The organism is Enterococcus sp. C65 (assembly GCF_040887165.1).
In the GTDB taxonomy this organism is placed as follows: Bacteria; Bacillota; Bacilli; order Lactobacillales; family Enterococcaceae; genus Enterococcus_B; species Enterococcus_B hirae.
Map to the genome: position 1 here is coordinate 146,422 of NZ_JBFOFG010000004.1, position 23,070 is coordinate 169,491.

Sequence of the window (23,070 nt, forward strand, 5' to 3'; positions counted from 1 at the left end):
GAAAATAAAAATGGCAGAAGAAAAAATTACTTTATCTAAAAGAGACCGTTTAGCTGTTGCATGGCGTTCTACCTTCATTCAAGGTTCATGGAACTATGAACGTATGCAAAATGGTGGTTGGGCTTTCTCAATGATCCCAGCAATCAAAAAATTATACAAAACGAAAGAAGAGCGCACAGCAGCTCTTAAACGTCACTTAGAATTTTTCAACACACATCCATATATTGCTTCACCTATCTTGGGTGTTACGCTAGCATTAGAAGAAGAACGCGCAAATGGCGCTCCTGTTGACGATGTAGCGATCCAAGGGGTTAAAGTTGGTATGATGGGACCTCTTGCTGGTGTTGGTGACCCAGTATTCTGGTTTACTGTTCGTCCGATGTTAGGAGCTCTTGGTGCTTCTCTAGCAATGGGTGGTAATATTCTTGGACCAATCATCTTCTTCTTAGGTTGGAACATTATTCGTTGGTCATTCATGTGGTATACACAAGAATTTGGTTATAAAGCTGGTTCTAAAATCACAGATGATTTATCTGGTGGATTATTGCAAGACGTAACAAAAGGTGCATCTATCTTAGGGATGTTCGTATTAGCCGCCTTAGTACAGCGGTGGGTATCGATTAAATTCTTGCCAGTTGTATCAACTGTTAAGTTAGATAAAGGTGCTTACATTGAGTGGGATAAATTACCTGCTGGTGGCGAAGGAATCAAGAGTGCTTTTGAACAAGTAAACAGTGGTCTAGCACTTAGTCCTGAAAAAGTAACAACTTTACAAGATAACTTAGATCAATTGATCCCAGGGTTAGCTGCTTTAGCATTGACATTACTATGCATGTGGTTATTGAAGAAAAAAGTTTCTCCAATTGTCATTATCTTAGGTCTATTTGTTGTCGGTGTAGTTGGCCATGTTGTTGGTCTTTTATAATAAGAATCTAGCTCGGGCGTAGCCCCGAGCTTTTTTTATCAAAAAGTGGATGCTGCTTGAGATTTCAACATTGAAACGATAGTATACTAGATAGATAAAATAATAGGAGTGATTAAATGGTTCAATCAATCAATACAAAAGTTGATTTGGTAATTGATGCCACTGCGTTTACTGGTTTGACTGATTATGGGAAAATCATGATTGGAGACCGAGGATTCGAATTTTATCATGCAAGAGACACTCGGAAATTTGTTCAAATCCCTTGGGAAGAGATTGATTACGTCATCGCATCCGTTATGTTCAAAGGAAAATGGATTCCGCGCTATGCCATTCAAACAAAGAAAAATGGTACATATACATTTTCTTCTAAAGAACCCAAAAAAGTACTTCGCGCTATCAGAAAATACGTAGATCCTAGTCGTATGGTTCAATCCTTGAGCTTTTTTGATGTAGTGAAACGTGGTGTCAAAAGTATCTTCAAACGCAAGTAGAAAAACACGAATGGATGCTCTTCGCAGCATGTCATTCGTGTTTTGTTTTGTGTTTCGCTTTTTCTTTTGTGTGCGGTGTCATTATCTAGGTCAGCTTCAACGCTGGTTCAATCATTTGCTCCTAATAATTTTCCTATGCTAGAATGAAACTGTAAAGAAGGAGGTTATTAGTATGGGTTGGATATGGACTTTAATCGTTGGTGCAGTCATCGGAGCCATTGCTGGAGCAATTACCAGTAAAGGAAATTCTATGGGTTGTATCACAAATATCATTGCTGGATTGATTGGTTCAAGTATCGGTCAAGCAATTTTTGGTAACTGGGGACCACATGCAGCTGGTATGGCACTTATTCCATCAATTTTAGGCGCAGTTATTTTAGTGGCAGTTGTTTCATTCTTTTTTGGGAAACGATCATAATCAAATAGATTAACGCTTAGCCAATAGTTTTGCAGATAGAAGTAAATAGTTAAGGCAGATCTGAAACTGATTTGTCTTAACTATTTTTGTTTTACTAAGTTTATTAAGAAAATTTGTTTTATCTGCTGTGTCAGAAAGAAAATTTGCTATAATAGAAAAAAGAGAGCAAAGAAAGAAGGAATTTCATTTATGATGCTACGAGTAGAAAAATTGCGTAAAAAGATGCAAGAAGAAAATTTAGATTCATTTTTGATCACTAGTCCATACAATCTTCGTTACTTGACTAATTTTACTGGTACGACAGGCTTAGCGGTCATCACATTGGAAAAAGCCTTTTTTATTACTGACTTTCGTTATACCGAGCAAGCAGCAGCTCAAGCTCAAGGATTTGAGATCATCAAAAATGTAGGACCGATTTTTGAAGAAGTAGCTGACTTAGTTCAAAAAGAAGGACTACGTGAACTTGGTTTTGAAGAAACAACTGTTTCCTTCTTAGAATATTCGGTATTAGAAGAGATCATTGATGCGCAACTGATTCCTATTTCGGGCATGATTGAAGAACTTCGAGAAATCAAAGACGAAGAAGAAATTGCGATTATTGAAAAAGCTTGTAGTATTGCAGATTTGGCATATGACCATATTCTCAAGATGATTCAACCGGGAATGACAGAGATCGAAGTTGCCAACCAATTAGATTTTTATATGCGTTCACTTGGAGCGTCAGGTGTTTCTTTTGAAACAATCGTTGCTAGTGGTTTACGCTCAGCTATGCCACATGGAGTTGCTAGCAAAAAAATCATTGAACAAGGCGATTTGATCACAATAGATTTTGGATGCTACTATGAAGGTTATGTTTCTGATATGACACGAACATTTGCGATTGGTGACCCAGGAGAACAATTAAAAGAAATTTATCAAATCGTTCTTGAAGCCCAACTAGCAGTTCTGGAAGTAGCTAAACCAGGAGTTACCGGTAAGCAACTAGATGCTGTAGCTAGAGATTACATTACGAAACATGGTTATGGCGAAGCTTTTGGACACTCAACAGGACATGGAATTGGCTTAGAGATCCATGAAGGACCCAATGTTTCAGTTCGAGCTGAGAAACAATTTGTTCCAGGAAATATTATTACCGACGAACCAGGCATTTACTTACCAGGTATCGGTGGCGTTAGAATCGAAGATGATTTATTGATTACTTCTGATGGAAATCGCGTGTTGACGCATTCACCAAAAGAGTTGATTATTTTATGATGAGCGTAGCCTAAAGCATCATTCACTCAGACTTTGTTATAGAAAATCACTTGATTTAATGATACACTATAGAAGACAGCAAGCTTTGAAAACAAAGCGTAATTTGTTTGAGAAAAAGACTCTCAAATAGGCAAGTGAACAGTTTACCTTTATACGTTTCGAATGAAGAATAAGTGAAAGAACGGTTCATTCGTAGGCAACAATCTGTGTAGAGGCAAAAGGAGGAATAGATAAAATGGCAGAGGACAAAAATTTAATTTTGAATGCGACTCAAGAGCTTGGTGAAATTGTCATTGCGCCAGAAGTCATTGAAGTGATTATTGGTATCGCTGCTTCAAAAGTAGAAGGCGTTTATGGGATGCGTGGAACATTTGCCAGCAACGTAACGGAATTATTAGGGCGTGCAGCGCATGGTAAAGGGGTCTATTTAGTAAATGATGAAGATGGGTTAAAAGTAGATCTTTATTGCTATTTAGAATATGGGGTTTCTGTTCCCAGAGTAGCGATGGAAATGCAAGAACGCGTGAATCAGCAAGTTCTTTTCATGACAGACATTGCTTTAGCAGAAGTCAATGTTCATGTGGTAGCAGTCGTACCGGAAAAACTAGAACAACCAGCAATTGAAGAACTTTTTGAAGACGAAGAGGAAGAAAATGAATAAAGAATTATCAAGACACGAAATTCGTGAAATGGCTTTACAAGCATTATTTCCATTAGATTTTAATGCTGATTTGACCAAAGAAGACGCAATTTTCCATGCAATTGAATTGGATCACAAAGAAATGATCAATGAAGAGGAGTCAGAGTTTGTTCCTGTTTATTTAGATACATTGGTTGGCGGTGTGTGTGCGAAAAAAGGCGAATTAGACCAAACCATTGAGAAGCACCTCAAAGGAAACTGGCGCATCAATCGTATCTCTAAGATGGATTTGATCATCTTGCGTATCGCCATCTTTGAAATGAAGTACATTGAAGATGTACCATCCGCAGTCGCATTGAATGAAGCCATTGAATTAGCCAAAACTTTTAGTGATGATCAATCACGTAAGTTTGTCAACGGTGTATTATCTAATGTTTTAAAAGAGATTGAAGCTGGGGCATAGTCCCAGCTTTTTTCTATGAAAACAAGGAAACGGGTTCTAAAAGCTTGTTTATCTATGGTAGAATGAAAGCACAAAAAAATCTGGGAGTGATCGTATGGCAGAATTGATTAATGGAAAAGAACTAGCTGAAAAAATGCAAGCAGAGATTGCGATAAAAGTGAGCGAATTAAAAACAAAATCGATCTCCCCCGGATTGGTCGTTTTATTAGTAGGAGAAAATCCAGCCAGTCAGGTTTATGTACGTAATAAAGAACGTTCCGCAAAATCAATCGGGATCCATTCAAAAGTTGAACGTTACCCAAGCACGATCTCTGAAGAAACGTTGTTAGCTGAAATCGAAAAATATAATCAAGACCCAAATTTTCACGGGATTCTTGTTCAGTTGCCATTGCCGAAACACATTGATGAAGAAAAAGTCTTATTAGCAATTGATCCTAAAAAAGATGTAGATGGTTTTCATCCAATGAATTTAGGACGATTATTAGCTGGTAACCCGGATAAGATTCCTTGTACGCCATATGGCATCATGAAAATGTTCGCAGCTTATGATATCGATTTGGCAGGGAAGCGGGCGCTGGTAATCGGACGTAGCAATATTGTAGGGAAACCAATGGCACAATTATTATTGATGGCAGATGCTACAGTAACGATTGCTCATTCAAAAACGGCTAACCTTGCTGAACTTGCAAAAGAAGCTGATATTTTAGTCGTAGCGATTGGGCGAGGCCATTTTGTTACTAAGGAATTTATCAAACCAGGCGCAGTGGTGATCGATGTTGGTATGAATCGTGATGAGCATGGGAAATTGATCGGTGATGTAAAATTTGATGAAGTAGAACCTTTAGCAAGCTATATCACTCCAGTCCCTAAAGGAGTAGGACCTATGACGATTACGATGCTGATGTATCAAACCGTGCTGGCTGCTGAAGCAGGTGAGTAGATGACACAAGAATATTTAACAGTAACCACATTAACCAAGTATTTAAAAAGGAAATTTGATGTAGACCCTTATCTTGAAAGGGTCTATTTAACAGGTGAAATCTCGAATTTTCGTTTGAGAGCAAATGCACATCAATATTTTAGTTTAAAAGATGACCATGCGAAAATCTCAGCAATCATGTTCAAAGGTGCATTTCAAAAATTACGTTTTCAACCTAAAGAAGGGATGAAAGTATTAGTTGTCGGACGGATTTCTCTTTATGAAGCTTCTGGTTCTTATCAGATTTACGTTGAACACATGGAACCTGATGGTGTAGGAGCGCTATATCAAGAATTAGAAGAACGAAAAGAAAAATTGCGAAAAGAAGGTCTTTTTAAGCCGGAACATAAGCAAGCTCTTCCACGTTTTCCAAAAAGAATTGCAGTTTTGACCAGTCCAAGCGGTGCAGTTATCCGAGATATCATCACAACTGTCAAAAGACGTTACCCCATCGCCCAACTCGTCCTATTCCCAACGGTGGTGCAAGGAAATCAAGCAGCTGACAATATCGTTGAAAATATCCGTCGTGTTGAAGAATTGGGAGATTTCGACACGATGATCATTGGACGTGGCGGCGGATCGATTGAAGACTTGTGGCCATTTAATGAAGAAAGAGTAGCACGTGCCATTTTTGAGGCACGAACACCTGTGATTTCTTCAGTTGGGCATGAGACGGATACTACTATTGCTGATTTAGCAGCAGATGTACGAGCAGCCACACCGACGGCGGCAGCTGAATTAGCTGTTCCTGTTTTATCTGAAGTATTATTGAAGCTGAAAGAACGGCAAGCAAGGCTTGAACAGGCCTTTTTGCGTCAAATTCAACGCAAACAAGAACGTTTTGAACGAGCAAAACAATCATATGTTTTCCGTCAACCGGAACGTCTGTATGAAGGACAAACAATTAAGCTTGATCAGTTCAAACAGCGCTTGTTCCAAGCGACACAACAAATTTATCATTTGAAAGAAAAACAAACGGTTCGCTTGAACCATCAGTTGGCACAAGTTGCACCGACTTATCGAGTGAAATCTGCCAAGCAAGAAACAGACTACTTAGAGAAGCGGTTAGCTGAAAAAATGGAACAATATATGCAGAGCCAGCAGCAACGTTTCCAACAAGCGATTCAATCATTAGATTTGCTTAGTCCGTTGAAAATCATGGGGCGAGGATACAATTACACAACAATCGAAGGTCGTGTCGTGAAAAGTGTGACAGAGATGAAGCCTGAGGATACGATCACGATCCATTACCAAGACGGACAAGTGAATGCTACGGTACAAGAAGTAGAAGAAGGAGAATGATCAATATGGAAAATCCGACATTTGAGGAATCATTACAAGAATTAGAAAAAATTGTCATGGAATTAGAACAAGGTGATGTACCTTTAGAATCTGCTTTAGATGCTTTTAAACGAGGAATGGAATTAAGTAAGCATTGCCAAGATACTTTAACTAAAGCTGAAAAAACCTTGACGAAAATGATGTCAGAGGCAAATGAAGAAGTTACTTTTGAAGGAAATGAGGAAGCATAATGAAGTTGGCTGATTTTTCAACGATCCATCTATCTTCTGTAGAAGAAGAAATTGTTTCTTTTCTAAATGACTACACTTCTGATGAACAGTTGAAAGAAAGTATGCTTTATTCCGTTCGCGCTGGAGGCAAACGGATTCGTCCTTTGCTTTTACTGAGTACAGTAGCTGCGTTTGGCGAATCGATCAATACAACAACTTATCAAGTAGCAGCTGCTTTGGAAATGATCCACACGTATTCGTTGATTCACGATGATCTTCCGGCAATGGACAATGATGATCTACGCCGCGGGAAACCAACAAACCATAAAATCTACGGGGAAGCACTGGCTATTTTAGCAGGAGATGGGTTATTGACAGGTGCCTTTCAACTCATCAGTATGGCTCATTTAGCGAACTCACCAAAACTTTTACTGCTGCAACAATTAGCAATCAATGCGGGAACCCAAGGGATGGTTGCTGGTCAAGCAGCGGATATCGAGGGAGAAACAAAACAATTAACATTAGAGGAATTAATGTTTATCCACGAAAGAAAAACTGGTCGCTTGATGCACTACGCTTTATTAGCGGGAGGAGTATTAGCAAACCAACCGGAGGAAGTTTTAGCTAGCCTACAAAAATTAGCCAGTCATCTAGGCCTTGCTTTTCAAATTCGTGATGATCTGCTCGATGTGGTTAGCACGACTGAAGTATTAGGTAAAACAGCTGGTAAAGATGCTAAAATGGAAAAAACGACTTATCCAGGTTTATTAGGTATCGAAGAAACAAAAAGCGCACTTGAAAATGAGATTGATGCGGCGAATCGAATGATTGATCAGTTAGAACAAACGGTATGTTCATTCGATGGACAACTTTTACGTCAATTAGTTCAGCAATTCAGTGTATAGAAATGGAGAAAAAAATGGAAAAAGAACGCGTAGACGTTTTAGCAGTCAAGCAAGGCTTGTTTGAAACGAGAGAGCAAGCCAAACGTTCAGTTATGGCTGGTTTGATCTATAACGAAAAAAATGAACGTTTCGATAAGCCAGGGGAAAAAATCCCTGTAAGTAGTGAATTACAGATCAAAGGCAAAAAATTACCTTATGTTTCTCGTGGAGGATTGAAATTAGAAAAGGCACTAAAGGTCTTTGATTTATCTGTAGAAGGAAAAATATTATTGGATATTGGAGCATCAACGGGTGGTTTTACCGATGCGGCTTTACAAAATGGTGCAAAAATGAGTTATGCTCTGGATGTTGGGTATAATCAATTAGCTTGGAAAATCAGACAAGATGAACGAGTTGTAGTAATGGAAAGAGCGAATTTTCGTTATGCCAAACCAGAAGATTTTCAAGAAGGAACCCCAGAGATTGCCGTCATCGATGTATCATTCATTTCTTTACGTTTGATGTTAGTGCCATTACACGAAATTTTAGTTGACGGTGGCGAAGTGATTGCTTTGATCAAACCACAATTTGAAGCGGGGAAAGAAGCAGTTGGCAAGAATGGGATCGTTCGTGACCCTCAAACACATGTACAAGTGATTGAGGATATTTTACACTTTGCTGCGATGCATGGGTATGATGTATTAGATTTAAGTTATTCGCCAATAACCGGTGGAGAGGGGAACATTGAATTTTTAGCCCATTTGAAAAAAGTTTCTGATCAAGGAACGTTATCTCCAGATGTGGCGCCCGAAAAGATCGTCCAAGAAGCCCACAACCAGTTTAACCACAAATAATGTCGGGCAAGCAATAAAGAAGACAGCGGATTCTTCTTTATTAAGCGTTTGAAATAAGCTATCATAGTAAGGAAGAATACGTAAAGGAGCGAAGAACGTATGCGAAAAAAAGATCGGCATCGTTTGATTACCCGGCTACTAAATGAAAATGATATCAGAAAACAAGAAGAATTTGTGGAGATCCTGAAAAACAAAGGGATTTCAGTGACGCAGGCAACGATTTCCAGAGATATCAAAGAACTTAAACTCATCAAAGTTCCTGCAGCTGATGGAGGTTATCGCTATAGTCTTCCTGCAGAAACTACTGAAGACGTTAGTACGAAATTAGAAAAGTTATTGAAAGATGCATTTGTGGCTGTTGATCAAATGGAAAAATTTGTCATTTTAAAAACTTTACCAGGCAACGCTTCTGCTGCGGCTAATTTAATTGATAAACGATATAAAAAAGAATTGTTTTCCATCATTAATGATGACGATAATGTGTTGATGATCACACGAACAGAAGAAGATGCAGTTGCATTGAAAATGGATTTTTTACATTACCTTTGAGTTGAGGAGTGGTTGCCTTGTTACAAGAGATCAGTATTACTAATTTTGCGATTATTCCGGAATTGCATTTGTCTTTCCATAAAGGAATGACAGCTCTAACTGGCGAGACCGGGGCAGGTAAATCGATTATCATTGATGCCCTTGGATTACTGGCTGGTGGTAGAGGCTCCAGTGATTATATTCGCCAAGGAGCCGATAAGTGTATCTTAGAAGGGTTGTTTGAATGGCCAAGTCAAGAAGGATTTACTGAATTGATGGAAGAACTTGGCATCGAATCAGATGGTGATAACTTGATTGTTCGTCGTGATATGGCATTAACGGGTAAAAATGTCTGCCGAGTCAATGGACATATTGTTACGCTGGCAAACCTTAGAAGGATCGGAAGTTATCTAGTTGATATTCAAGGACAAAATGAACACCAGGAGCTATTACAACCAGAAGCCCATTTAAATTTATTGGATCGTTTTGGTGATCGTACTTTTCAACAACAAAAGAAAAAATATCAAAAAGAGTATGCTATCTATCGTGAGCTCGAACGAAAAATGCGGAAAGTCCAACAAAATGAAAAATCATTTGTTCAACGGATCGACATGCTTCATTTTCAACAAGAAGAAATCGCAGCAGCTGATTTACAAGTTGGCGAAGAGGAACAGTTAAGCGAGGAAAGAGAAAAATTAAGCAATTATCAAAAGATCGTGGATAGTTTTGCTAGTGGTTATAGTGCATTGAGTGCGGGAGAACCCAGTAGTGTGGATAACGTTGGTTTAGCTGTTTCTGAACTACAAAGCATTGCTCATCTAGATAATGAATATGAAGCAATCGTTGAGAATGTTCAAAGTGCTTATTATTTACTTCAAGATGCCATTGGTGACATGAGTCGCCAAATCGATCTGTTGGAATTGGATGAAAACCGATTAGAAGAAGTCAATCAACGGCTTGAATTGATTCGTCAGTTGAAACGCAAATATGGGGAGTCAGTGGAAGCAATCCTTGATTATTACGAAGAAATCACTAAAGAACTGGATTCTTCTGATTTCTCAGAAGGTCAACTAGAAAAAATGCAACTGGAATTAACTAAAAAAGAAACGTTCTTGCAAGAACAAGCATTAGCACTGCATAAAACAAGAAAAAAAATCGCTAAAGAACTAGAAAAATCAATCTTAACGGAATTAAAAAGTCTATATATGGAAAACACGGAGTTTGAAGTCCGTTTTTCATCTGAAAAAAATGGACAATTAGATGCTAATGGATTGGACCAAGTGGAATTTTACATAACCACAAATCCTGGAGAGCCATTGAAGCCATTAGTAAAAGTTGCCTCGGGTGGGGAACTATCACGTATGTTGTTGGCGTTAAAAACTATTTTTTCTTCAGAACAAGGTGTGACTAGTATCATTTTTGATGAAGTGGATACAGGAGTAAGCGGCCGAGTTGCCCAAGCGATTGCAGATAAGATCTCACAGATCTCATGTCACTCACAAGTTTTGTGTATTACCCATCTACCGCAAGTCGCTGCAGTTGCCGATTTTCAATACTATATTCAAAAAGAAGTCATTGATGGGCGTACCCAAACATCGGTTACCGAACTACAACCCACACAACGAGAAACCGAAATTGCCCGAATGTTAGCTGGAAGTGAAATTACCCCACTAACAGTCGAGCATGCCAAAGAATTATTACGCTTAGCAAGTAAATAGAAAAATAGGTAGAAGCCTGAGCAGTCTAAGAGAAGAGGATTCTTAGAATGAACAGTTATTTGACTCAGAGATGCCACTTGTATGGCAGCAACTAAAACGACACTTGGCTTTCTTATAAAAAACGAACCATTAGCAAGCGAACATTCTTTCCTAGCAAGGTAAAAAAACAAGTCCCGCACTTCTTTTTGGGAAGTGCGGGACTTGTTGGTTTTTAAGCCATTCTTACATGACACTCATAACTGCAGTCAAGACAACTGAACCAATCGTTAAGATCAACATGGTCCAAACAACGAATTTAGTGATTTTTGAAAAAGTACTTGTTTGTTTATTCTCGCGCATAATTTTTACCTCGAAATTTTTTAGTTGTCTTTAGTTTAACTCCTTTTACTTTTCTTCACAAGGGGACGGTTACAAAAACTTTCCCTTTTTTAAATAATAAGCAGTAGCGATACTGATAAAAATCATCAGTAGAATAATCCATAAAAACGCATCGTCCCTTCCTGCAATAGGAAGCTTGATATTCATTCCATATAGACTACCAATGATGGTCGGGATCGTCAAGATGATCGTTAGAGAAGTTAAAATTTTCATAATATTGTTTAGATTATTAGAAACAATCGCTGAAAAGGTTTGATTCATTTGTTCAACTAGTTTTAATTGAATTCGAGCGGTAGTGCGTGATTGTTCGGTTTCAATAATCACATCATGGAGATGATTTTTTAAAGCGTGGTTTTCTTGAATCGTTTTGTTTTTTACTAAGGTTTTTAAAGTGGTCAAGTTAGCCGTTGTTGCTTCTTTGAAATAAACCAAGCTTTTTTGGATATCCATGATTTGATAAAGTTGACTATTTTCTGTTGAGACACGCAATTGTTTTTCCAAGACATCGCATTGTGATTGTAAGGTGCTGAGATAAGTATTGTAAGAAAAAGTAATTTGCCACAATAATTGCATGAAGATATTTAAGTTGGCTGGTAAATCATTTTCAGCAAAAGCTTGACTAAATACTTTTTTCAAAAAGAGTGGTTCATGATTCGTAATTGTGATAAGCTTTTTTTTAGGTGTCACAATAATAGAAAAAGGGTAAGTATCTACTTGAAAATAGCCGCTTGGGCTTGTTTTTGGAAACGGGTATTGCAATAATAATAACGCTGGTTTTGTTAATTTGGTCTGATTAAATTCTTCTTCTCGTGAATTTTCAGCATCGTCTAAAATAGAAGTAATGTAATCAGACGGAATTTGAAATTGGTGTGTGATTTGCTGGATTTCATCTTCACTCGGACGTTCGACGCAATACCAAATCGTCTCTGCTGTTTCTTTTTGAGTATTGACCAATTGTCGATCCTCGATAGAAAAATACTTGATCATTTTTGAACCTCCTAATACGCTCTTTCATCTATTATAACGAATATCAGAATAGAACACAGTGAAAGAGCTTGGAAAATGGGATTGGCTAGGAACAGGAAAAAGGTAGTATTAAAGGAGTGGACTCATACAATTTGGATTAGATTTTTATCTAAGAAGTAAAAATAGTAGAAAACTTTATAAATTTAAAATAAATGAAATAGTTGTGTAAAATACATCAGGTATACTTGAACCAACTATGAAAGGGAGTTTTGTTAGATGGGCACTTTTACGCCACTTGTTTTATTTTGGTATATCTTTCCAGCCATCGTGTTGTTTGGCTGTAATTTTTTAGTGAAAATTTTTTCATTAGATCGTCGTTTTAAAATCAAAGCGCCTGATCTTGCCGTTCCTTTTTTATGGGGAGGGATGCATGCATTGTCACGCAATTCTGCGACAGTTTCCTTCTTGCCTTTCTTTATGATTTCACTTTTGTTGATGGCGATTTGTATCGCTGTATTCCAGGCGTATTACTATGATGAAATTATCTATTCACGTTATCTTAAAATGACTTGGCGCTTAGCTTTCTTGTTAACAAGTGGTTTTTATGTCGTTTTAATCGTCTTAAATCTTCTCTCGTATCTTTGATAAAAAGCCAATCAAGCTGTAAAAAGACTTTTTAAAGACTTTTTACAGCTTGATTCTTAAAATTTTTTTTACTAATAAAAAAGTTATTCTCTGATTTCCCATAAAAGGTGGTAGAAAGTGGGGGATTGTGGTAGACTAATTTTAGTTAGTGGAGAGATGGGGGTAGTTTCAATGTTCATGGGCGAATTTCGGCATAATATTGATACAAAAGGTCGTATGATCGTACCTTCAAAACTTCGTGAAGAGTTAGGTGAACAATTCGTTCTCACGCGTGGATTAGATGGCTGTCTTTTTGGCTATCCAATGAAAGAGTGGGCGAATTTAGAAACAAAACTGAACGACATGCCTTTAGCGAAAAAAGATGCTCGAACTTTTGTGCGTTTTTTTTACTCGGCGGCCACTGAATGTGAATTAGATAAACAAGGACGGATCAACATTCCCAGTACATTAAGAAACTACGCTGCTTTAACGAAAGAATGTGTTGTCATTGGTGTATCCAATCGAATCGAGATTTGGGATGAGGCACGATGGCAAGAATTTTCTGAAGTGGCAGCAGAAAACTTTGATGAAATTGCTGAAAATATGATTGATTTTGGACTATAAGAATAGGAAGAGGCTGACTAATGACTGAGACATTTCAACACTATACAGTCATGTTGAAAGAAACGGTAGATGGCTTGAACATCAAACCAGATGGCATTTATGTAGACTGTACACTAGGCGGTGCCGGACATAGTGAATATCTTTTGAGCCAATTAAATACAAACGGGCACCTTTATGCATTCGATCAGGATCAAAAAGCCATTGATCATGCAAAAGTACGGTTAGCCCCATACATTGAAAAAGGTATGGTTACTTTTATCAAAGCGAATTTTCGTGAATTAGAAGCAAAGATAAAAGAGCATGTTCCTCAAGTCGATGGTATTTTGTATGATTTAGGCGTATCTTCTCCACAATTAGATGAAGCTGAACGAGGTTTTAGTTATCATCAGGATGCTCCTTTGGATATGCGTATGGATCAATCAGCACCTCTGTCAGCGTATGACGTTGTTAATGAGTATTCCTATAATGAATTAGTAAAAATCTTCTTTCGTTATGGCGAAGAAAAATTTTCTAAACAAATTGCTCGAGAAATTGAACGAGTAAGAAAAATCCATCCGATCCAAACAACTGGTGAATTAGTAGAAATCATTAAAGATGTGATTCCTGCACCAGCAAGAAGAAAAGGTGGACACCCAGCTAAACGAATTTTCCAAGCAATAAGAATTGCAGTAAATGATGAATTAGGTGCAGAAGAAGCCTCATTAGAACAGGCGATTCGGCTATTAAAAATCAATGGAAGAATCAGTGTGATCACCTTCCATTCATTAGAAGATCGAATTGTCAAAAGTATGTTCAAAGAATACAGTACCGTTCAAGATTTACCACCCGGATTACCGGTTGTTCCTGAAGAATTTCAGCCAGAGCTGAAGTTGATTAATCGAAAACCGATTCTTCCATCAGAAGAAGAACTAAGTGAAAATAATCGATCACGTAGTGCAAAATTACGGATTGCTGAAAAAATACGAGTGAAAGAGGAGTAGCGTAATGGCAGAATTAAAAAAAGTCCAAGAATATCCATATGATTTACCAGAAGTGGTTGATCAACCAGAACAACAATTGCCAGATTCAAATCAAGAAATCGTACGCCCTCAATCACCGGCTAAACGCCTAAAACATATTTCTGTTTTAGAAAAATTAGCAGTAGTAAGTATTATTTTTTCAGTGATCGCACTATGTGTCTTAACAGTCATGTTACGAACAAATATTAGTGGTGTCGAAAAAGCAATCACAACGATTCAAACAGAGATCACTCAAAAAAACCAAGAAAAAACTAGTTTAGTACAGGAAAAAAATGAATTATCACGTACTGAACGAATCAAAAAAATCGCAGAAGAAAAAGGGTTGTCAATCAATGACGACAATTTAAGGAAAGTGAAGTAAATGAGTCTTAAAAATAAATTCCGGCGGTTTATGGAAAAGAAAAATCTAAATCCGACGAACAATCGCAAAAAAGTAGGTATCATTTTATTTGCTACGAGTATTGGATTGTTCTTTTTATTTGCCGTTCGTTTTTCTTATATCGTGATCGGTGGTCACGTGGCAGGAACCTCTTTGGCAGAAAAGACCGAACAACTTTACAAAGGGAGCGAGGTCGTAAAAGCAAAACGAGGAACGATCTATGATCGGAATGGGGTCGCTTTGGCAGAAGATGCCACTTCTTACTCAATCAAAGCAATCCTTTCAAAAACTTATACTTCTGGTGACAAAAAATTGTATGCCGAAGAAAAGAACTTTGACAAAATCGCCGAGATACTAAATAAAAATCTCTCTATAGAAAAGAACGATGCCTTACAAATCTTAAAAGATGGCGCCAAAAATAATCTATATCAAGTTGAATTTGGTTCTTATGGAAAAAATATCAGTCAAGAGACCAAACAGAATATAGAAGACGATATGAAGAAAGCAGGAGTAGTCGGTCTGTATTTTGAAGATCATCCCGCACGGATGTATCCTAACGGCGAATTTGCTTCCCACTTTATCGGCTATGCTGTTCCAGATAAAAATGAAAATGGCTTAGTTGGAAAGCTCGGACTAGAAGCTGCTTATAATGATATTTTAAGTGGTAAAAATGGGAAGATCGTTTACCAAAAAGACAACTACCAAAATCCTCTACCAGGAACAGTGGCAGAAGAAGTGAAAGCAGTTGACGGACAAGATATCTATACGACGTTGGATAGTCGTTTACAAAGTTACCTTGAAACGCTTATGGATCAAGTGAATGAAGAATACCAACCAGAAGAATTAACAGCCATGTTGATGAAAGCGAAAACTGGAGAAATTCTAGCAATGGGTCAACGACCTACTTTTAATCCTGAAACGATGGAAGGTTTAACCGGCAAGGATGCTGTTTGGCGTAATTTCTTAGTGCAAGATAGCTATGAGCCTGGTTCAACTATGAAAGTCTTCACGACTGCAGCAGCGATCCAAGAAGGAAAATTCAATGAGAATGAAACGTACCAATCTGGGAAAATAAAAGTTGCTGACGCGACGATCAACGACCACGATTTTGGAGCAAAAGGAGTTCTTACGATGCGACAAGCGTTATCTTGGTCAAGTAATGTTGGGATGGTAATGCTGGAGCAACGAATGGGCGGTACTTGGTACAACTACCTACAAAAATTAGGTTTTGGTCAAAGTACTCATTCAGGTCTAGATGATGAAGTAAATGGTGCTTTGCCAACAGAAAATATCGTTGACCGCGCAATGAGTTCTTATGGGCAAGCGATTGGTGTTACAAATTTCCAAATGATGAAAGCTTTCACTTCCGTCGCAAATAATGGAACGATGATCCAACCACGCTACATCAGTAAAGTTGTAGATCCTGCAACGAATGAAGAGCGTACAACGCAAACGGAAGTATTAGGGCAACCATTTTCAAAAGAAACGACCGAAAAAGTACGAGAATATATGCGTGACGTAGTTGAAAGCGAAAATTATGGTAGTGCATATGGGGTATATAGTGTGCCGGGTTATAATGTTTCAGCTAAAACTGGTACGGCACAGATTGCTTCTGATAAAGGTGGGTACCAAACTGGTGATACAGCATACTTATATTCCATCGTCGAAATGGTTCCATCTGAAGATCCAGAGTATGTTTTATACATTACGATGAAACATCCTAAGACTTACGATCGAATGGCTTTAGCTAAAATCGCTAATCCATTGATGAAACGTGCGATGGACTTCCAAGAAAGTGAAGAAGAAAATTCACCAGAAGCAAAAACAGAAAAAATCACTGTAGCAGATTACCGTAATCTAAGTGCTGACGTTGCCGCAGCAGATGCACAGAAAAGTGGATTGCAACCTATCGTTGTTGGTGATGGGAAAAAAGTGAAGAAACAATCTACTGCAAATGGTGATCAATTGATTTCTGGCGAAAAACTGATCTTGTATACAGGCGGAGAAAAACTAATGCCTGATGTCACCGATTGGTCCAAAGCAGATATTATGAAGTTAGGGAAAATCTTAGGGGTTGAAGTCACCTTCCATGGCGATGGTTACTGTAAGGAGCAAAGTTTAGCACCCTATGAAAAAATCACTGATAAAAAATTAAGTTTTACATTAGAAGAATAAGAATAGAATTGGGAGAGAAAAAGAGTATGGAGTGGACACAAGCATTGATTCCTATCGTTAGTAGTTGTGCAATGACTATTGCAGCAATGCCACTATTTATTGGGTATTTTCAAATGAAAAAACAAGGGCAGGCGATTCGTGAAGAAGGACCAAAATGGCATAATGTAAAAGCCGGAACTCCAACGATGGGTGGATTGGTGTTTTTAGTTGCAGCAATATTAACCGGAATTTGGGTTGGCGCTTGGCAAAATCAGTTGACGCCTACTCTTTTCATCCTACTATTTGTTTTAGCTTTATATGGTGTGATCGGATTTTTAGATGATTTCATTAAAATCTTTAAAAAACGAAACATGGGGCTAAACTCTAAACAAAAACTGCTAGGGCAGATCATTGGCGGGATCATTTTTTATCTTGTCTATCGTTCAGAAGGCTATCCTGGTACGTTAAATTTCTTTGGAATAGAGTTGCCACTTGGACTATTCTATGGGGTATTTGCTATTTTCTGGCTTGTTGGTTTTTCAAACGCGGTTAATCTGACAGATGGGATTGACGGATTAGTTGCTGGACTAGGAACGATCTCTTTTGCAACGTACGGGATCATTGCTTGGCATCAACAACAATATGATGTCTTAGTTATTTGTTTAAGTGTGCTTGGTGGGTTACTTGGCTTTTTTGCTTATAATCGTAAACCAGCCAAAATATTCATGGGCGATGTTGGTTCTCTGGCATTAGGTGGATTATTGGCAGCAATTTCTATTATGCTAAACCAAGAGTGGACATTGTTATTAGTTGGTTTGATTTATGTTATGGAGACAGCAAGTGTGATGCTTCAAGTTACTTCTTTCAAATTAACAGGAAAACGTATCTTCAAAATGTCTCCTATCCATCATCATTTTGAAATGTGTGGTTGGTCGGAATGGAAGATCGACATCATTTTTTGGTTAGTAAGTATTGTAACTTCTTTAATAACACTATGGTTCATTTGGTAGGAGATGACAGGAAATGAAAAAAATTTCAACATATGAAAACAAAAAAGTCCTTGTTCTTGGATTAGCGAAAAGTGGATTTAGTGCGGCCAAACTGTTACATGAGTTGGGCGCACTTGTCACTGTTAATGACGGAAAGCCGTTTGATGAAAATCCAGAAGCACAAGAGTTGCTATCACTGGGAGTCAAAGTGATTGCTGGAAGCCATCCGATTGAATTATTGGATGAAGAATTTTCTTTGATGGTGAAAAATCCGGGGATTCCGTATAGTCATCCATTTGTTCAAAAAGCACAAGAACTGGGTATTCCGGTAATTACGGAAGTGGAATTAGCTTACGAGGTAGCGGAATGTCCGATTATTGGGATTACAGGAACAAATGGTAAAACAACAACAACAACTATGACAGGCTTGTTATTGAATGCTGGTGATTTGCCAGGAACAGCTCGCCTAGCCGGGAATATCGGTTATCCAGCTAGTAGTGTGGCGCAAGAAGCAACAGCTGACGATAAAATCGTTATGGAACTATCTAGTTTCCAATTGATGGGAATCACTGATTTTCGTCCCCATGTAGCAGTAGTAACCAATATTTATGAGGCTCATATCGATTACCACAAAACGAGAAAAGAATATGTAAAAGCAAAATGGCATTTACAACAGAATATGACAGAGAAAGATTATTTGATCTTGAATTGGAATCAAGAAGAGCTAAGAGAACTCAGTAAAAAGACTAAAGCAACGGTGTTACCTTTTGCCACGGAACAAAAACTACCTAAAGGTGCCTATTCTTTAGATGGCAGTATCTACTATAACCAAGAAAAAATCATGGATATTACAGAATTGGGTGTTCCTGGTTCACACAATGTTGAGAACGCACTAGCTGCCATCTCAGTTGCTAAATTATATGGTATCTCAAATGAAGCGATCAAAAATGCTTTACACCATTTCCATGGAGTACCGCATCGTACACAGTATGTGGGGGAATTCCAAGGAAGGAAGTTTTATAACGATTCAAAAGCAACTAATATTTTAGCTACTAAAATGGCATTAAGTGGTTTTCAGTTAGATCAATTAGTATTAATCGCTGGAGGTCTGGATCGGGGAAATTCATTTGATGAGTTGATACCAGCTTTAAAAGGCATCAAAGCGTTGATCACTTTTGGGGAAACTCAAAATAGATTAGCAGATGCGGGCAAGAAAGCAGGTATCCCTGTGATCAAGACAGCTGAAAACGCAGAAGCCGCTGTACCGATCGCCCTTGAATTGAGTGAAGAGGGTGATTCGATCTTATTGTCACCAGCAAATGCAAGTTGGGATCAATACCCTAATTTTGAAATTAGAGGCGAACGATTTATGGAAGCTGTCAATAAACTAACTATACAAAAGTAGAAACGAGCGAGAATGAATGAAAATTTTGGTTACTGGTGGCGGAACTGGCGGGCATATTTATCCAGCACTAGCCTTCGTCAATTATGTAAAAACAAAAGAGCCGAATACTGAGTTTATGTACGTTGGAGCGCAAAGAGGCTTAGAAAATAAGATTGTTCCTGAGACCGGGATGCCTTTTCGTACGCTAGAAATACAAGGATTTCAGCGGAAACTTTCGCTACATAATCTGAAGACTATCCAACTTTTTTTAAAAAGTATTCGAGAAGCAAAAAAAATTTTAAAAGAATTTAAACCAGATGTGGTGATTGGGACTGGGGGCTACGTGTCGGGTGCAGTAGTCTATGCGGCATCTAAGTTAGCGATTCCTACGATCATCCATGAACAAAATAGTGTGCCTGGCATCACCAATAAATTTTTAAGTCGCTATGTGGATCGAATCGCACTTTCTTTTGAAGATGCTGCTCCATTTTTTCCTGCAGAAAAATCGTCTTTGATCGGTAATCCTCGGGCGCAAGAAGTGGCGGATATGGATAAATCGAGAATTTTAGCCACTTATGGTCTTGATCCAGAGAAAAAAACAGTCTTGATTTTTGGTGGTAGTCAAGGGGCTTTAAAAATCAATCAGGCAGTGACAGAATTTTTAATGTCGTTCGATCAGGAATACCAGGTTCTCTATGCCTCAGGCGAACGCTATTATAAAGATATCCAAACGAAAGTTCCTGCTTGTGCCAATGTCAGCATACAGCCTTATATCAATAAAATGGCAGAAGTAATGGCATCAAGCGATCTATTGGTTGGTAGAGCAGGTGCGACTTCGATTGCTGAATTAACAGCTTTAGGCTTGCCAGCTATTCTAATTCCAAGTCCTTATGTGACGAATGACCATCAGACAAAAAATGCAATGAGCTTAGTCAAAAACAATGCAGCGAAGATGATCAAAGATGACGAATTAGATGGACGTTCCCTAAAACAAGCGATTGAAGAGATCATGACCAATGATCAATTACAAAAACAAATGTCTTTAGCTTCTAAACAGCAAGGAATCCCAGACGCATCAGAAAGAATGTACGAGCTAGTAAAATCATTAATTCAAAAATAAAGGTGGTGTGGTCTTAGTGAGTAAGAAAAAAAAGCCAGACAAGCTGCCAAATGAATCTGAGGGTGAACAAAATCTAACTCCTTGGCAAAAGGCCAACCGGAAATATTTGGCAGAACACGAAAAAAAGGAAGAACAAAAAGAAGAGCAAAAAGAAGAAAAAAATGAAAATACAAATGAGCCGGCAGCATCCACTTCCGCTACTAAAGAAGCAGACTCAGCGGAAGGTGAGAAGCAAGAAGCAACCGCTTCTGATCCAATGAAAAAAGGAGACTCTGAGTCATTTGAAAAAATTGAACAACCAAAAATTGGTAGTCCTTATAATGGCTCTTTTTTAAATCGGCTACCGAATCTGAAAAATCAACGAAATAAAGTTCTTTATCGAAGACTGACTTTTATTATTTCAATCCTAACGATCCCACTGATTTTTTTGATTTATTATGTTTCCCCTTATAGTCGACTGCAAGGGATAACAGTTTCAGGGAACCAAATGATTACGAGTCAAACAGCCATTGCCGACTCTCATTTGGCAATTGATGGAAATGTTTGGAGTCAGTATTTCCATAAAAACCAATATCTTGATACTTTGAAAAAAGAACAACCAAGAGTAGAGAGCGCACAATTGCATTTTAAGTCAATCAATACTTTTGAGTTGGCTATCAAAGAATACAAAGAGATTGCTTTAGTGATGAAGGACGGCGAATATTTTCCAGTAATCGAAAATGGGAAAGTCTTAAAGGAAAAAGTAGCAAATCCGACTAAGAATTTACCAATTCTAGAGAATTTCACAGATAACGCCAAAATTAGTCAATTGGTTAAAGAATATAATCAATTAACTTCAGAATTACAAAAAGCAATTTCAGAAATCAAATATACACCAAAAGAGAGCAATAAAAATTTGATCCAACTAAATATGAATGATGGGAACCAAGTGATCGTCAATATTCAAAATCTAGCCAGTCAAATGAAATATTATCCACAAGTCGCTAAAGAGATGAAGGAAAAGGGCGTCATTGATATGGAGGTAGGGATTTTCTCTTATCCTTACAGTGAAAGCAAGAAGGAGAATGGCGGAGCAACAGATTCATCTGTGCAGACAAGTTCTACCGAAAATCTCACAGGACAATCGGGAGCATCAAGTGATCAGTCAGACCAATCTTCGGAATCAGTTGAGTCAAATCAAGCAGGTCAGTCAGAGAATACAAGTGAATCTAGCCAAATCGATGACAATTCAAGTTCATCGTCTTCAGATTTAACCGAAAATTAATAAAACAGCTTTAAAAAGTGATAATCTACTTTCTAAAAACCGGTAATTTATGGTAGAATTGAAGGCAGTGAATATATCTATTAAAGTATATTTAAAAACGGACGTTAGTTGTTCGCTTGTATATGGAATAGTAAGTAGGAGGGAATCCCGTTCATGGCAAAAACAGGAATGTATGTAGGCCTTGATATTGGAACGACATCTGTCAAAGTTGTCGTGGCTGAATATATCGACAGCCAAATGAATATTATTGGAGTAGGAAACGCAAAATCAGAAGGGATTAACCGCGGCATTATCGTTGATATCGATAAAACGGTCCAAGCGATACAACGAGCAGTAAGACAAGCAGAAGAAAAAGCAGGAATACAGATCAAAGGGGTTAGTGTTGGTCTACCAGCAAACTTGCTTGAAGTGGAAAATTGCCAAGGAATGATTGCAGTAAACGGGGATTCGAAAGAAATCACCGATGAAGATGTCAGAAACGTGGCTTCAGCTGCCCTTGTTCGTTCAATTCCTCCTGAACGTCAAATCGTATCAATTTTGCCACAAGACTTTACCGTTGATGGATTCGAAGGAATCAAAGATCCTCGTGGAATGATCGGTGTCAGATTAGAAATGTATGGCTTGTTATTTACTGGGCCAAAGACGATTGTTCATAATATCCGTAAATGTGTAGAAAATGCAGGATTGGTTGTCAATGAATTAGTCATTACACTATTAGCTTTAACAGAAACAATCCTTTCAGATGGAGAAAAAGATTTTGGAACGATCGTGATTGATATGGGCGGTGGACAAACGACAACAGCTGTTATGCATGACAAACAATTGAAGTTCACTAGTCTAGATCAAGAAGGTGGCGAGTTCGTCACAAAAGATATCTCGATTGTGTTGAATACGTCATTCAATAATGCTGAAGCGTTAAAAATCAATTATGGGGATGCTTATCCAGAACGTACTTCTGCAAATGAAGAGTTTCCAGTAGATGTGATCGGTCAATCTGAACCTGTCAAAGTGGATGAACGCTATTTATCAGAAGTGATTTCAGCCCGTATGGAACAGATTTTCAATAAAGCCAAAGAAGCGTTAGACCAAATCGAAGCACTAGAGTTACCTGGTGGTATCGTACTAACTGGTGGTGCTGCAAGCCTTCCAGGTGTTGTTGATCTGGCACAAGAGATTTTTGGTGTGAATGTTAAGCTATATGTACCTAACCAAATGGGACTTCGTAATCCAGTCTTTACTAATGTAATCAGCATCGTGGATTACTCAGCTAACTTGAGTGAAGTCTATCAATTGGCTAAAATTGCTGTGACAGGTGAAACAGTGGTCGCGCATCACACAACTGTAGAACAAGAAGTGACATCATATGATAATGATAGCTATGATGTTCCAGAAGAAACGGTCTACGACGAACCTGAACAAAAGAAATCAGACGAAGATGTAACAACTAAAATTAAAGGTTTCTTTTCAAAAATTTTTGATTAATTCATCCTGGGAGGAATAAAAT

General features: G+C 38.1%; 25 protein-coding genes. 23 read left to right on the forward strand and 2 right to left on the reverse strand.

All coding sequences use genetic code 11. The features are described from left to right. The first annotated feature begins 10 nt into the window (after positions 1 to 10). From AB3I12_RS05925 to recN, 13 genes are all read left to right on the forward strand, one after another. The gene (locus tag AB3I12_RS05925) at positions 11 to 925 is read left to right on the forward strand and encodes a PTS system mannose/fructose/sorbose family transporter subunit IID (protein WP_010738207.1); all 915 of its coding nucleotides are present in this window, start codon (positions 11 to 13) and stop codon (positions 923 to 925) included. A gap of 116 nt (positions 926 to 1,041) precedes the next feature. Next, positions 1,042 to 1,416 (forward strand): DUF956 family protein, encoded by a 375-nt coding sequence (locus AB3I12_RS05930; protein WP_010719799.1) that lies wholly within the window; start codon positions 1,042 to 1,044, stop codon positions 1,414 to 1,416. Positions 1,417 to 1,588: 172 nt separating this feature from the next. Beyond that, positions 1,589 to 1,834 (forward strand): GlsB/YeaQ/YmgE family stress response membrane protein, encoded by a 246-nt coding sequence (locus AB3I12_RS05935; protein WP_010719798.1) that lies wholly within the window; start codon positions 1,589 to 1,591, stop codon positions 1,832 to 1,834. Between the two features lie 189 nt (positions 1,835 to 2,023). Next, the gene (locus AB3I12_RS05940; RefSeq protein WP_010719797.1) at positions 2,024 to 3,088 is read left to right on the forward strand and encodes a Xaa-Pro peptidase family protein; all 1,065 of its coding nucleotides are present in this window, start codon (positions 2,024 to 2,026) and stop codon (positions 3,086 to 3,088) included. A 235-nt stretch (positions 3,089 to 3,323) separates the two neighbouring features. Next, positions 3,324 to 3,749 carry an Asp23/Gls24 family envelope stress response protein gene (locus tag AB3I12_RS05945; RefSeq protein WP_063626745.1) on the forward strand — a complete coding sequence of 142 codons (426 nt, stop codon included), beginning with the start codon at positions 3,324 to 3,326 and terminating at the stop codon, positions 3,747 to 3,749. After that, complete coding sequence (gene nusB, locus AB3I12_RS05950) at positions 3,742 to 4,191, forward strand: transcription antitermination factor NusB (RefSeq protein ID WP_010719795.1); 450 nt, start codon at positions 3,742 to 3,744, stop codon at positions 4,189 to 4,191. The genes AB3I12_RS05945 and nusB overlap by 8 nt, the downstream gene beginning before the upstream one ends. Positions 4,192 to 4,285: 94 nt before the next feature. Beyond that, a complete protein-coding gene (locus tag AB3I12_RS05955; RefSeq protein ID WP_063626747.1) occupies positions 4,286 to 5,131 on the forward strand; it encodes a bifunctional methylenetetrahydrofolate dehydrogenase/methenyltetrahydrofolate cyclohydrolase in 846 nt (281 codons plus the stop codon). Then, a complete protein-coding gene (gene xseA, locus AB3I12_RS05960) occupies positions 5,132 to 6,472 on the forward strand; it encodes an exodeoxyribonuclease VII large subunit (protein WP_034698802.1) in 1,341 nt (446 codons plus the stop codon). Positions 6,473 to 6,477: 5 nt separating this feature from the next. Continuing rightward, entirely contained in the window at positions 6,478 to 6,702 is a 225-nt protein-coding gene (locus AB3I12_RS05965) for an exodeoxyribonuclease VII small subunit (RefSeq protein ID WP_010719792.1), read from the forward strand. Then, positions 6,702 to 7,586 (forward strand): polyprenyl synthetase family protein, encoded by an 885-nt coding sequence (locus tag AB3I12_RS05970; RefSeq protein WP_063626749.1) that lies wholly within the window; start codon positions 6,702 to 6,704, stop codon positions 7,584 to 7,586. Before AB3I12_RS05965 ends, AB3I12_RS05970 begins: the two co-directional genes overlap by 1 nt. 14 nt (positions 7,587 to 7,600) lie before the next feature. Further along, positions 7,601 to 8,419, forward strand: a complete 819-nt coding sequence (locus tag AB3I12_RS05975; protein WP_010738204.1) for a TlyA family RNA methyltransferase — start codon at positions 7,601 to 7,603, stop codon at positions 8,417 to 8,419. A 99-nt stretch (positions 8,420 to 8,518) separates the two neighbouring features. Continuing rightward, a complete protein-coding gene (gene argR / locus AB3I12_RS05980; RefSeq protein WP_010719789.1) occupies positions 8,519 to 8,968 on the forward strand; it encodes an arginine repressor in 450 nt (149 codons plus the stop codon). 17 nt (positions 8,969 to 8,985) lie between these two features. Further along, positions 8,986 to 10,665 carry a DNA repair protein RecN gene (recN, locus tag AB3I12_RS05985; protein WP_010719788.1) on the forward strand — a complete coding sequence of 560 codons (1,680 nt, stop codon included), beginning with the start codon at positions 8,986 to 8,988 and terminating at the stop codon, positions 10,663 to 10,665. 222 nt (positions 10,666 to 10,887) lie between these two features. On the opposite strand, the gene AB3I12_RS05990 is transcribed toward recN, so the two are convergent. Together AB3I12_RS05990 and AB3I12_RS05995 are read right to left on the reverse strand one after the other, a co-directional pair. Further along, positions 10,888 to 11,004 carry a DUF4044 domain-containing protein gene (locus AB3I12_RS05990; protein WP_010719787.1) on the reverse strand — a complete coding sequence of 39 codons (117 nt, stop codon included), beginning with the start codon at positions 11,002 to 11,004 and terminating at the stop codon, positions 10,888 to 10,890. Positions 11,005 to 11,073: 69 nt separating this feature from the next. Then, entirely contained in the window at positions 11,074 to 12,030 is a 957-nt protein-coding gene (locus tag AB3I12_RS05995; RefSeq protein WP_063626751.1) for a magnesium transporter CorA family protein, read from the reverse strand. Positions 12,031 to 12,285: 255 nt separating this feature from the next. Here AB3I12_RS05995 and AB3I12_RS06000 point away from each other — a divergent pair, with 255 nt between their 5' ends. The 10 genes from AB3I12_RS06000 to ftsA all read left to right on the forward strand — a co-directional run bounded on the left by AB3I12_RS06000 (position 12,286) and on the right by ftsA (position 23,048). Next, positions 12,286 to 12,654 (forward strand): DUF3397 domain-containing protein, encoded by a 369-nt coding sequence (locus tag AB3I12_RS06000; protein ID WP_010719785.1) that lies wholly within the window; start codon positions 12,286 to 12,288, stop codon positions 12,652 to 12,654. 171 nt (positions 12,655 to 12,825) lie between these two features. Then, a complete protein-coding gene (gene mraZ / locus AB3I12_RS06005; RefSeq protein ID WP_014834189.1) occupies positions 12,826 to 13,257 on the forward strand; it encodes a division/cell wall cluster transcriptional repressor MraZ in 432 nt (143 codons plus the stop codon). A 20-nt stretch (positions 13,258 to 13,277) separates the two neighbouring features. Next, complete coding sequence (gene rsmH, locus AB3I12_RS06010; protein WP_053766114.1) at positions 13,278 to 14,237, forward strand: 16S rRNA (cytosine(1402)-N(4))-methyltransferase RsmH; 960 nt, start codon at positions 13,278 to 13,280, stop codon at positions 14,235 to 14,237. A gap of 4 nt (positions 14,238 to 14,241) precedes the next feature. Further along, the gene (gene ftsL / locus AB3I12_RS06015) at positions 14,242 to 14,637 is read left to right on the forward strand and encodes a cell division protein FtsL (protein ID WP_010719782.1); all 396 of its coding nucleotides are present in this window, start codon (positions 14,242 to 14,244) and stop codon (positions 14,635 to 14,637) included. Beyond that, positions 14,638 to 16,830 carry a penicillin-binding transpeptidase domain-containing protein gene (locus AB3I12_RS06020; RefSeq protein ID WP_010719781.1) on the forward strand — a complete coding sequence of 731 codons (2,193 nt, stop codon included), beginning with the start codon at positions 14,638 to 14,640 and terminating at the stop codon, positions 16,828 to 16,830. Between the two features lie 26 nt (positions 16,831 to 16,856). Next, positions 16,857 to 17,819: a phospho-N-acetylmuramoyl-pentapeptide-transferase gene (mraY, locus tag AB3I12_RS06025; protein WP_010719780.1), complete on the forward strand. Its 963-nt coding sequence runs from the start codon at positions 16,857 to 16,859 to the stop codon at positions 17,817 to 17,819. Between the two features lie 13 nt (positions 17,820 to 17,832). Next, a complete protein-coding gene (gene murD / locus AB3I12_RS06030; RefSeq protein ID WP_063626753.1) occupies positions 17,833 to 19,203 on the forward strand; it encodes a UDP-N-acetylmuramoyl-L-alanine--D-glutamate ligase in 1,371 nt (456 codons plus the stop codon). Between the two features lie 16 nt (positions 19,204 to 19,219). After that, positions 19,220 to 20,302, forward strand: coding sequence for an undecaprenyldiphospho-muramoylpentapeptide beta-N-acetylglucosaminyltransferase (gene murG, locus AB3I12_RS06035; protein WP_063626755.1), 1,083 nt, complete (start codon positions 19,220 to 19,222; stop codon positions 20,300 to 20,302). A gap of 16 nt (positions 20,303 to 20,318) precedes the next feature. Next, positions 20,319 to 21,566 (forward strand): cell division protein FtsQ/DivIB, encoded by a 1,248-nt coding sequence (locus tag AB3I12_RS06040; RefSeq protein WP_063626757.1) that lies wholly within the window; start codon positions 20,319 to 20,321, stop codon positions 21,564 to 21,566. Positions 21,567 to 21,719: 153 nt separating this feature from the next. Beyond that, positions 21,720 to 23,048 carry a cell division protein FtsA gene (ftsA, locus tag AB3I12_RS06045; protein WP_368015639.1) on the forward strand — a complete coding sequence of 443 codons (1,329 nt, stop codon included), beginning with the start codon at positions 21,720 to 21,722 and terminating at the stop codon, positions 23,046 to 23,048. The last annotated feature ends 22 nt before the right edge of the window (positions 23,049 to 23,070 follow it).

Coding starts and splice junctions, on each gene's coding strand:
- murG (WP_063626755.1), top strand. CDS start 19,220: ATGAAAATTTTGGTTACTGGTGGCGGAACTGGCGGGCATATTTATCCA.
- AB3I12_RS05945 (WP_063626745.1), top strand. CDS start 3,324: ATGGCAGAGGACAAAAATTTAATTTTGAATGCGACTCAAGAGCTTGGT.
- AB3I12_RS05940 (WP_010719797.1), top strand. CDS start 2,024: ATGATGCTACGAGTAGAAAAATTGCGTAAAAAGATGCAAGAAGAAAAT.
- AB3I12_RS05965 (WP_010719792.1), top strand. CDS start 6,478: ATGGAAAATCCGACATTTGAGGAATCATTACAAGAATTAGAAAAAATT.
- ftsL (WP_010719782.1), top strand. CDS start 14,242: ATGGCAGAATTAAAAAAAGTCCAAGAATATCCATATGATTTACCAGAA.
- AB3I12_RS05935 (WP_010719798.1), top strand. CDS start 1,589: ATGGGTTGGATATGGACTTTAATCGTTGGTGCAGTCATCGGAGCCATT.
- mraY (WP_010719780.1), top strand. CDS start 16,857: ATGGAGTGGACACAAGCATTGATTCCTATCGTTAGTAGTTGTGCAATG.
- AB3I12_RS05995 (WP_063626751.1), bottom strand. CDS start 12,030: ATGATCAAGTATTTTTCTATCGAGGATCGACAATTGGTCAATACTCAA.
- mraZ (WP_014834189.1), top strand. CDS start 12,826: ATGTTCATGGGCGAATTTCGGCATAATATTGATACAAAAGGTCGTATG.
- AB3I12_RS05925 (WP_010738207.1), top strand. CDS start 11: ATGGCAGAAGAAAAAATTACTTTATCTAAAAGAGACCGTTTAGCTGTT.
- AB3I12_RS05975 (WP_010738204.1), top strand. CDS start 7,601: ATGGAAAAAGAACGCGTAGACGTTTTAGCAGTCAAGCAAGGCTTGTTT.
- AB3I12_RS06020 (WP_010719781.1), top strand. CDS start 14,638: ATGAGTCTTAAAAATAAATTCCGGCGGTTTATGGAAAAGAAAAATCTA.
- AB3I12_RS05990 (WP_010719787.1), bottom strand. CDS start 11,004: ATGCGCGAGAATAAACAAACAAGTACTTTTTCAAAAATCACTAAATTC.
- murD (WP_063626753.1), top strand. CDS start 17,833: ATGAAAAAAATTTCAACATATGAAAACAAAAAAGTCCTTGTTCTTGGA.
- AB3I12_RS05930 (WP_010719799.1), top strand. CDS start 1,042: ATGGTTCAATCAATCAATACAAAAGTTGATTTGGTAATTGATGCCACT.
- ftsA (WP_368015639.1), top strand. CDS start 21,720: ATGGCAAAAACAGGAATGTATGTAGGCCTTGATATTGGAACGACATCT.
- argR (WP_010719789.1), top strand. CDS start 8,519: ATGCGAAAAAAAGATCGGCATCGTTTGATTACCCGGCTACTAAATGAA.
- nusB (WP_010719795.1), top strand. CDS start 3,742: ATGAATAAAGAATTATCAAGACACGAAATTCGTGAAATGGCTTTACAA.
- rsmH (WP_053766114.1), top strand. CDS start 13,278: ATGACTGAGACATTTCAACACTATACAGTCATGTTGAAAGAAACGGTA.
- xseA (WP_034698802.1), top strand. CDS start 5,132: ATGACACAAGAATATTTAACAGTAACCACATTAACCAAGTATTTAAAA.
- AB3I12_RS05970 (WP_063626749.1), top strand. CDS start 6,702: ATGAAGTTGGCTGATTTTTCAACGATCCATCTATCTTCTGTAGAAGAA.
- AB3I12_RS05955 (WP_063626747.1), top strand. CDS start 4,286: ATGGCAGAATTGATTAATGGAAAAGAACTAGCTGAAAAAATGCAAGCA.
- AB3I12_RS06000 (WP_010719785.1), top strand. CDS start 12,286: ATGGGCACTTTTACGCCACTTGTTTTATTTTGGTATATCTTTCCAGCC.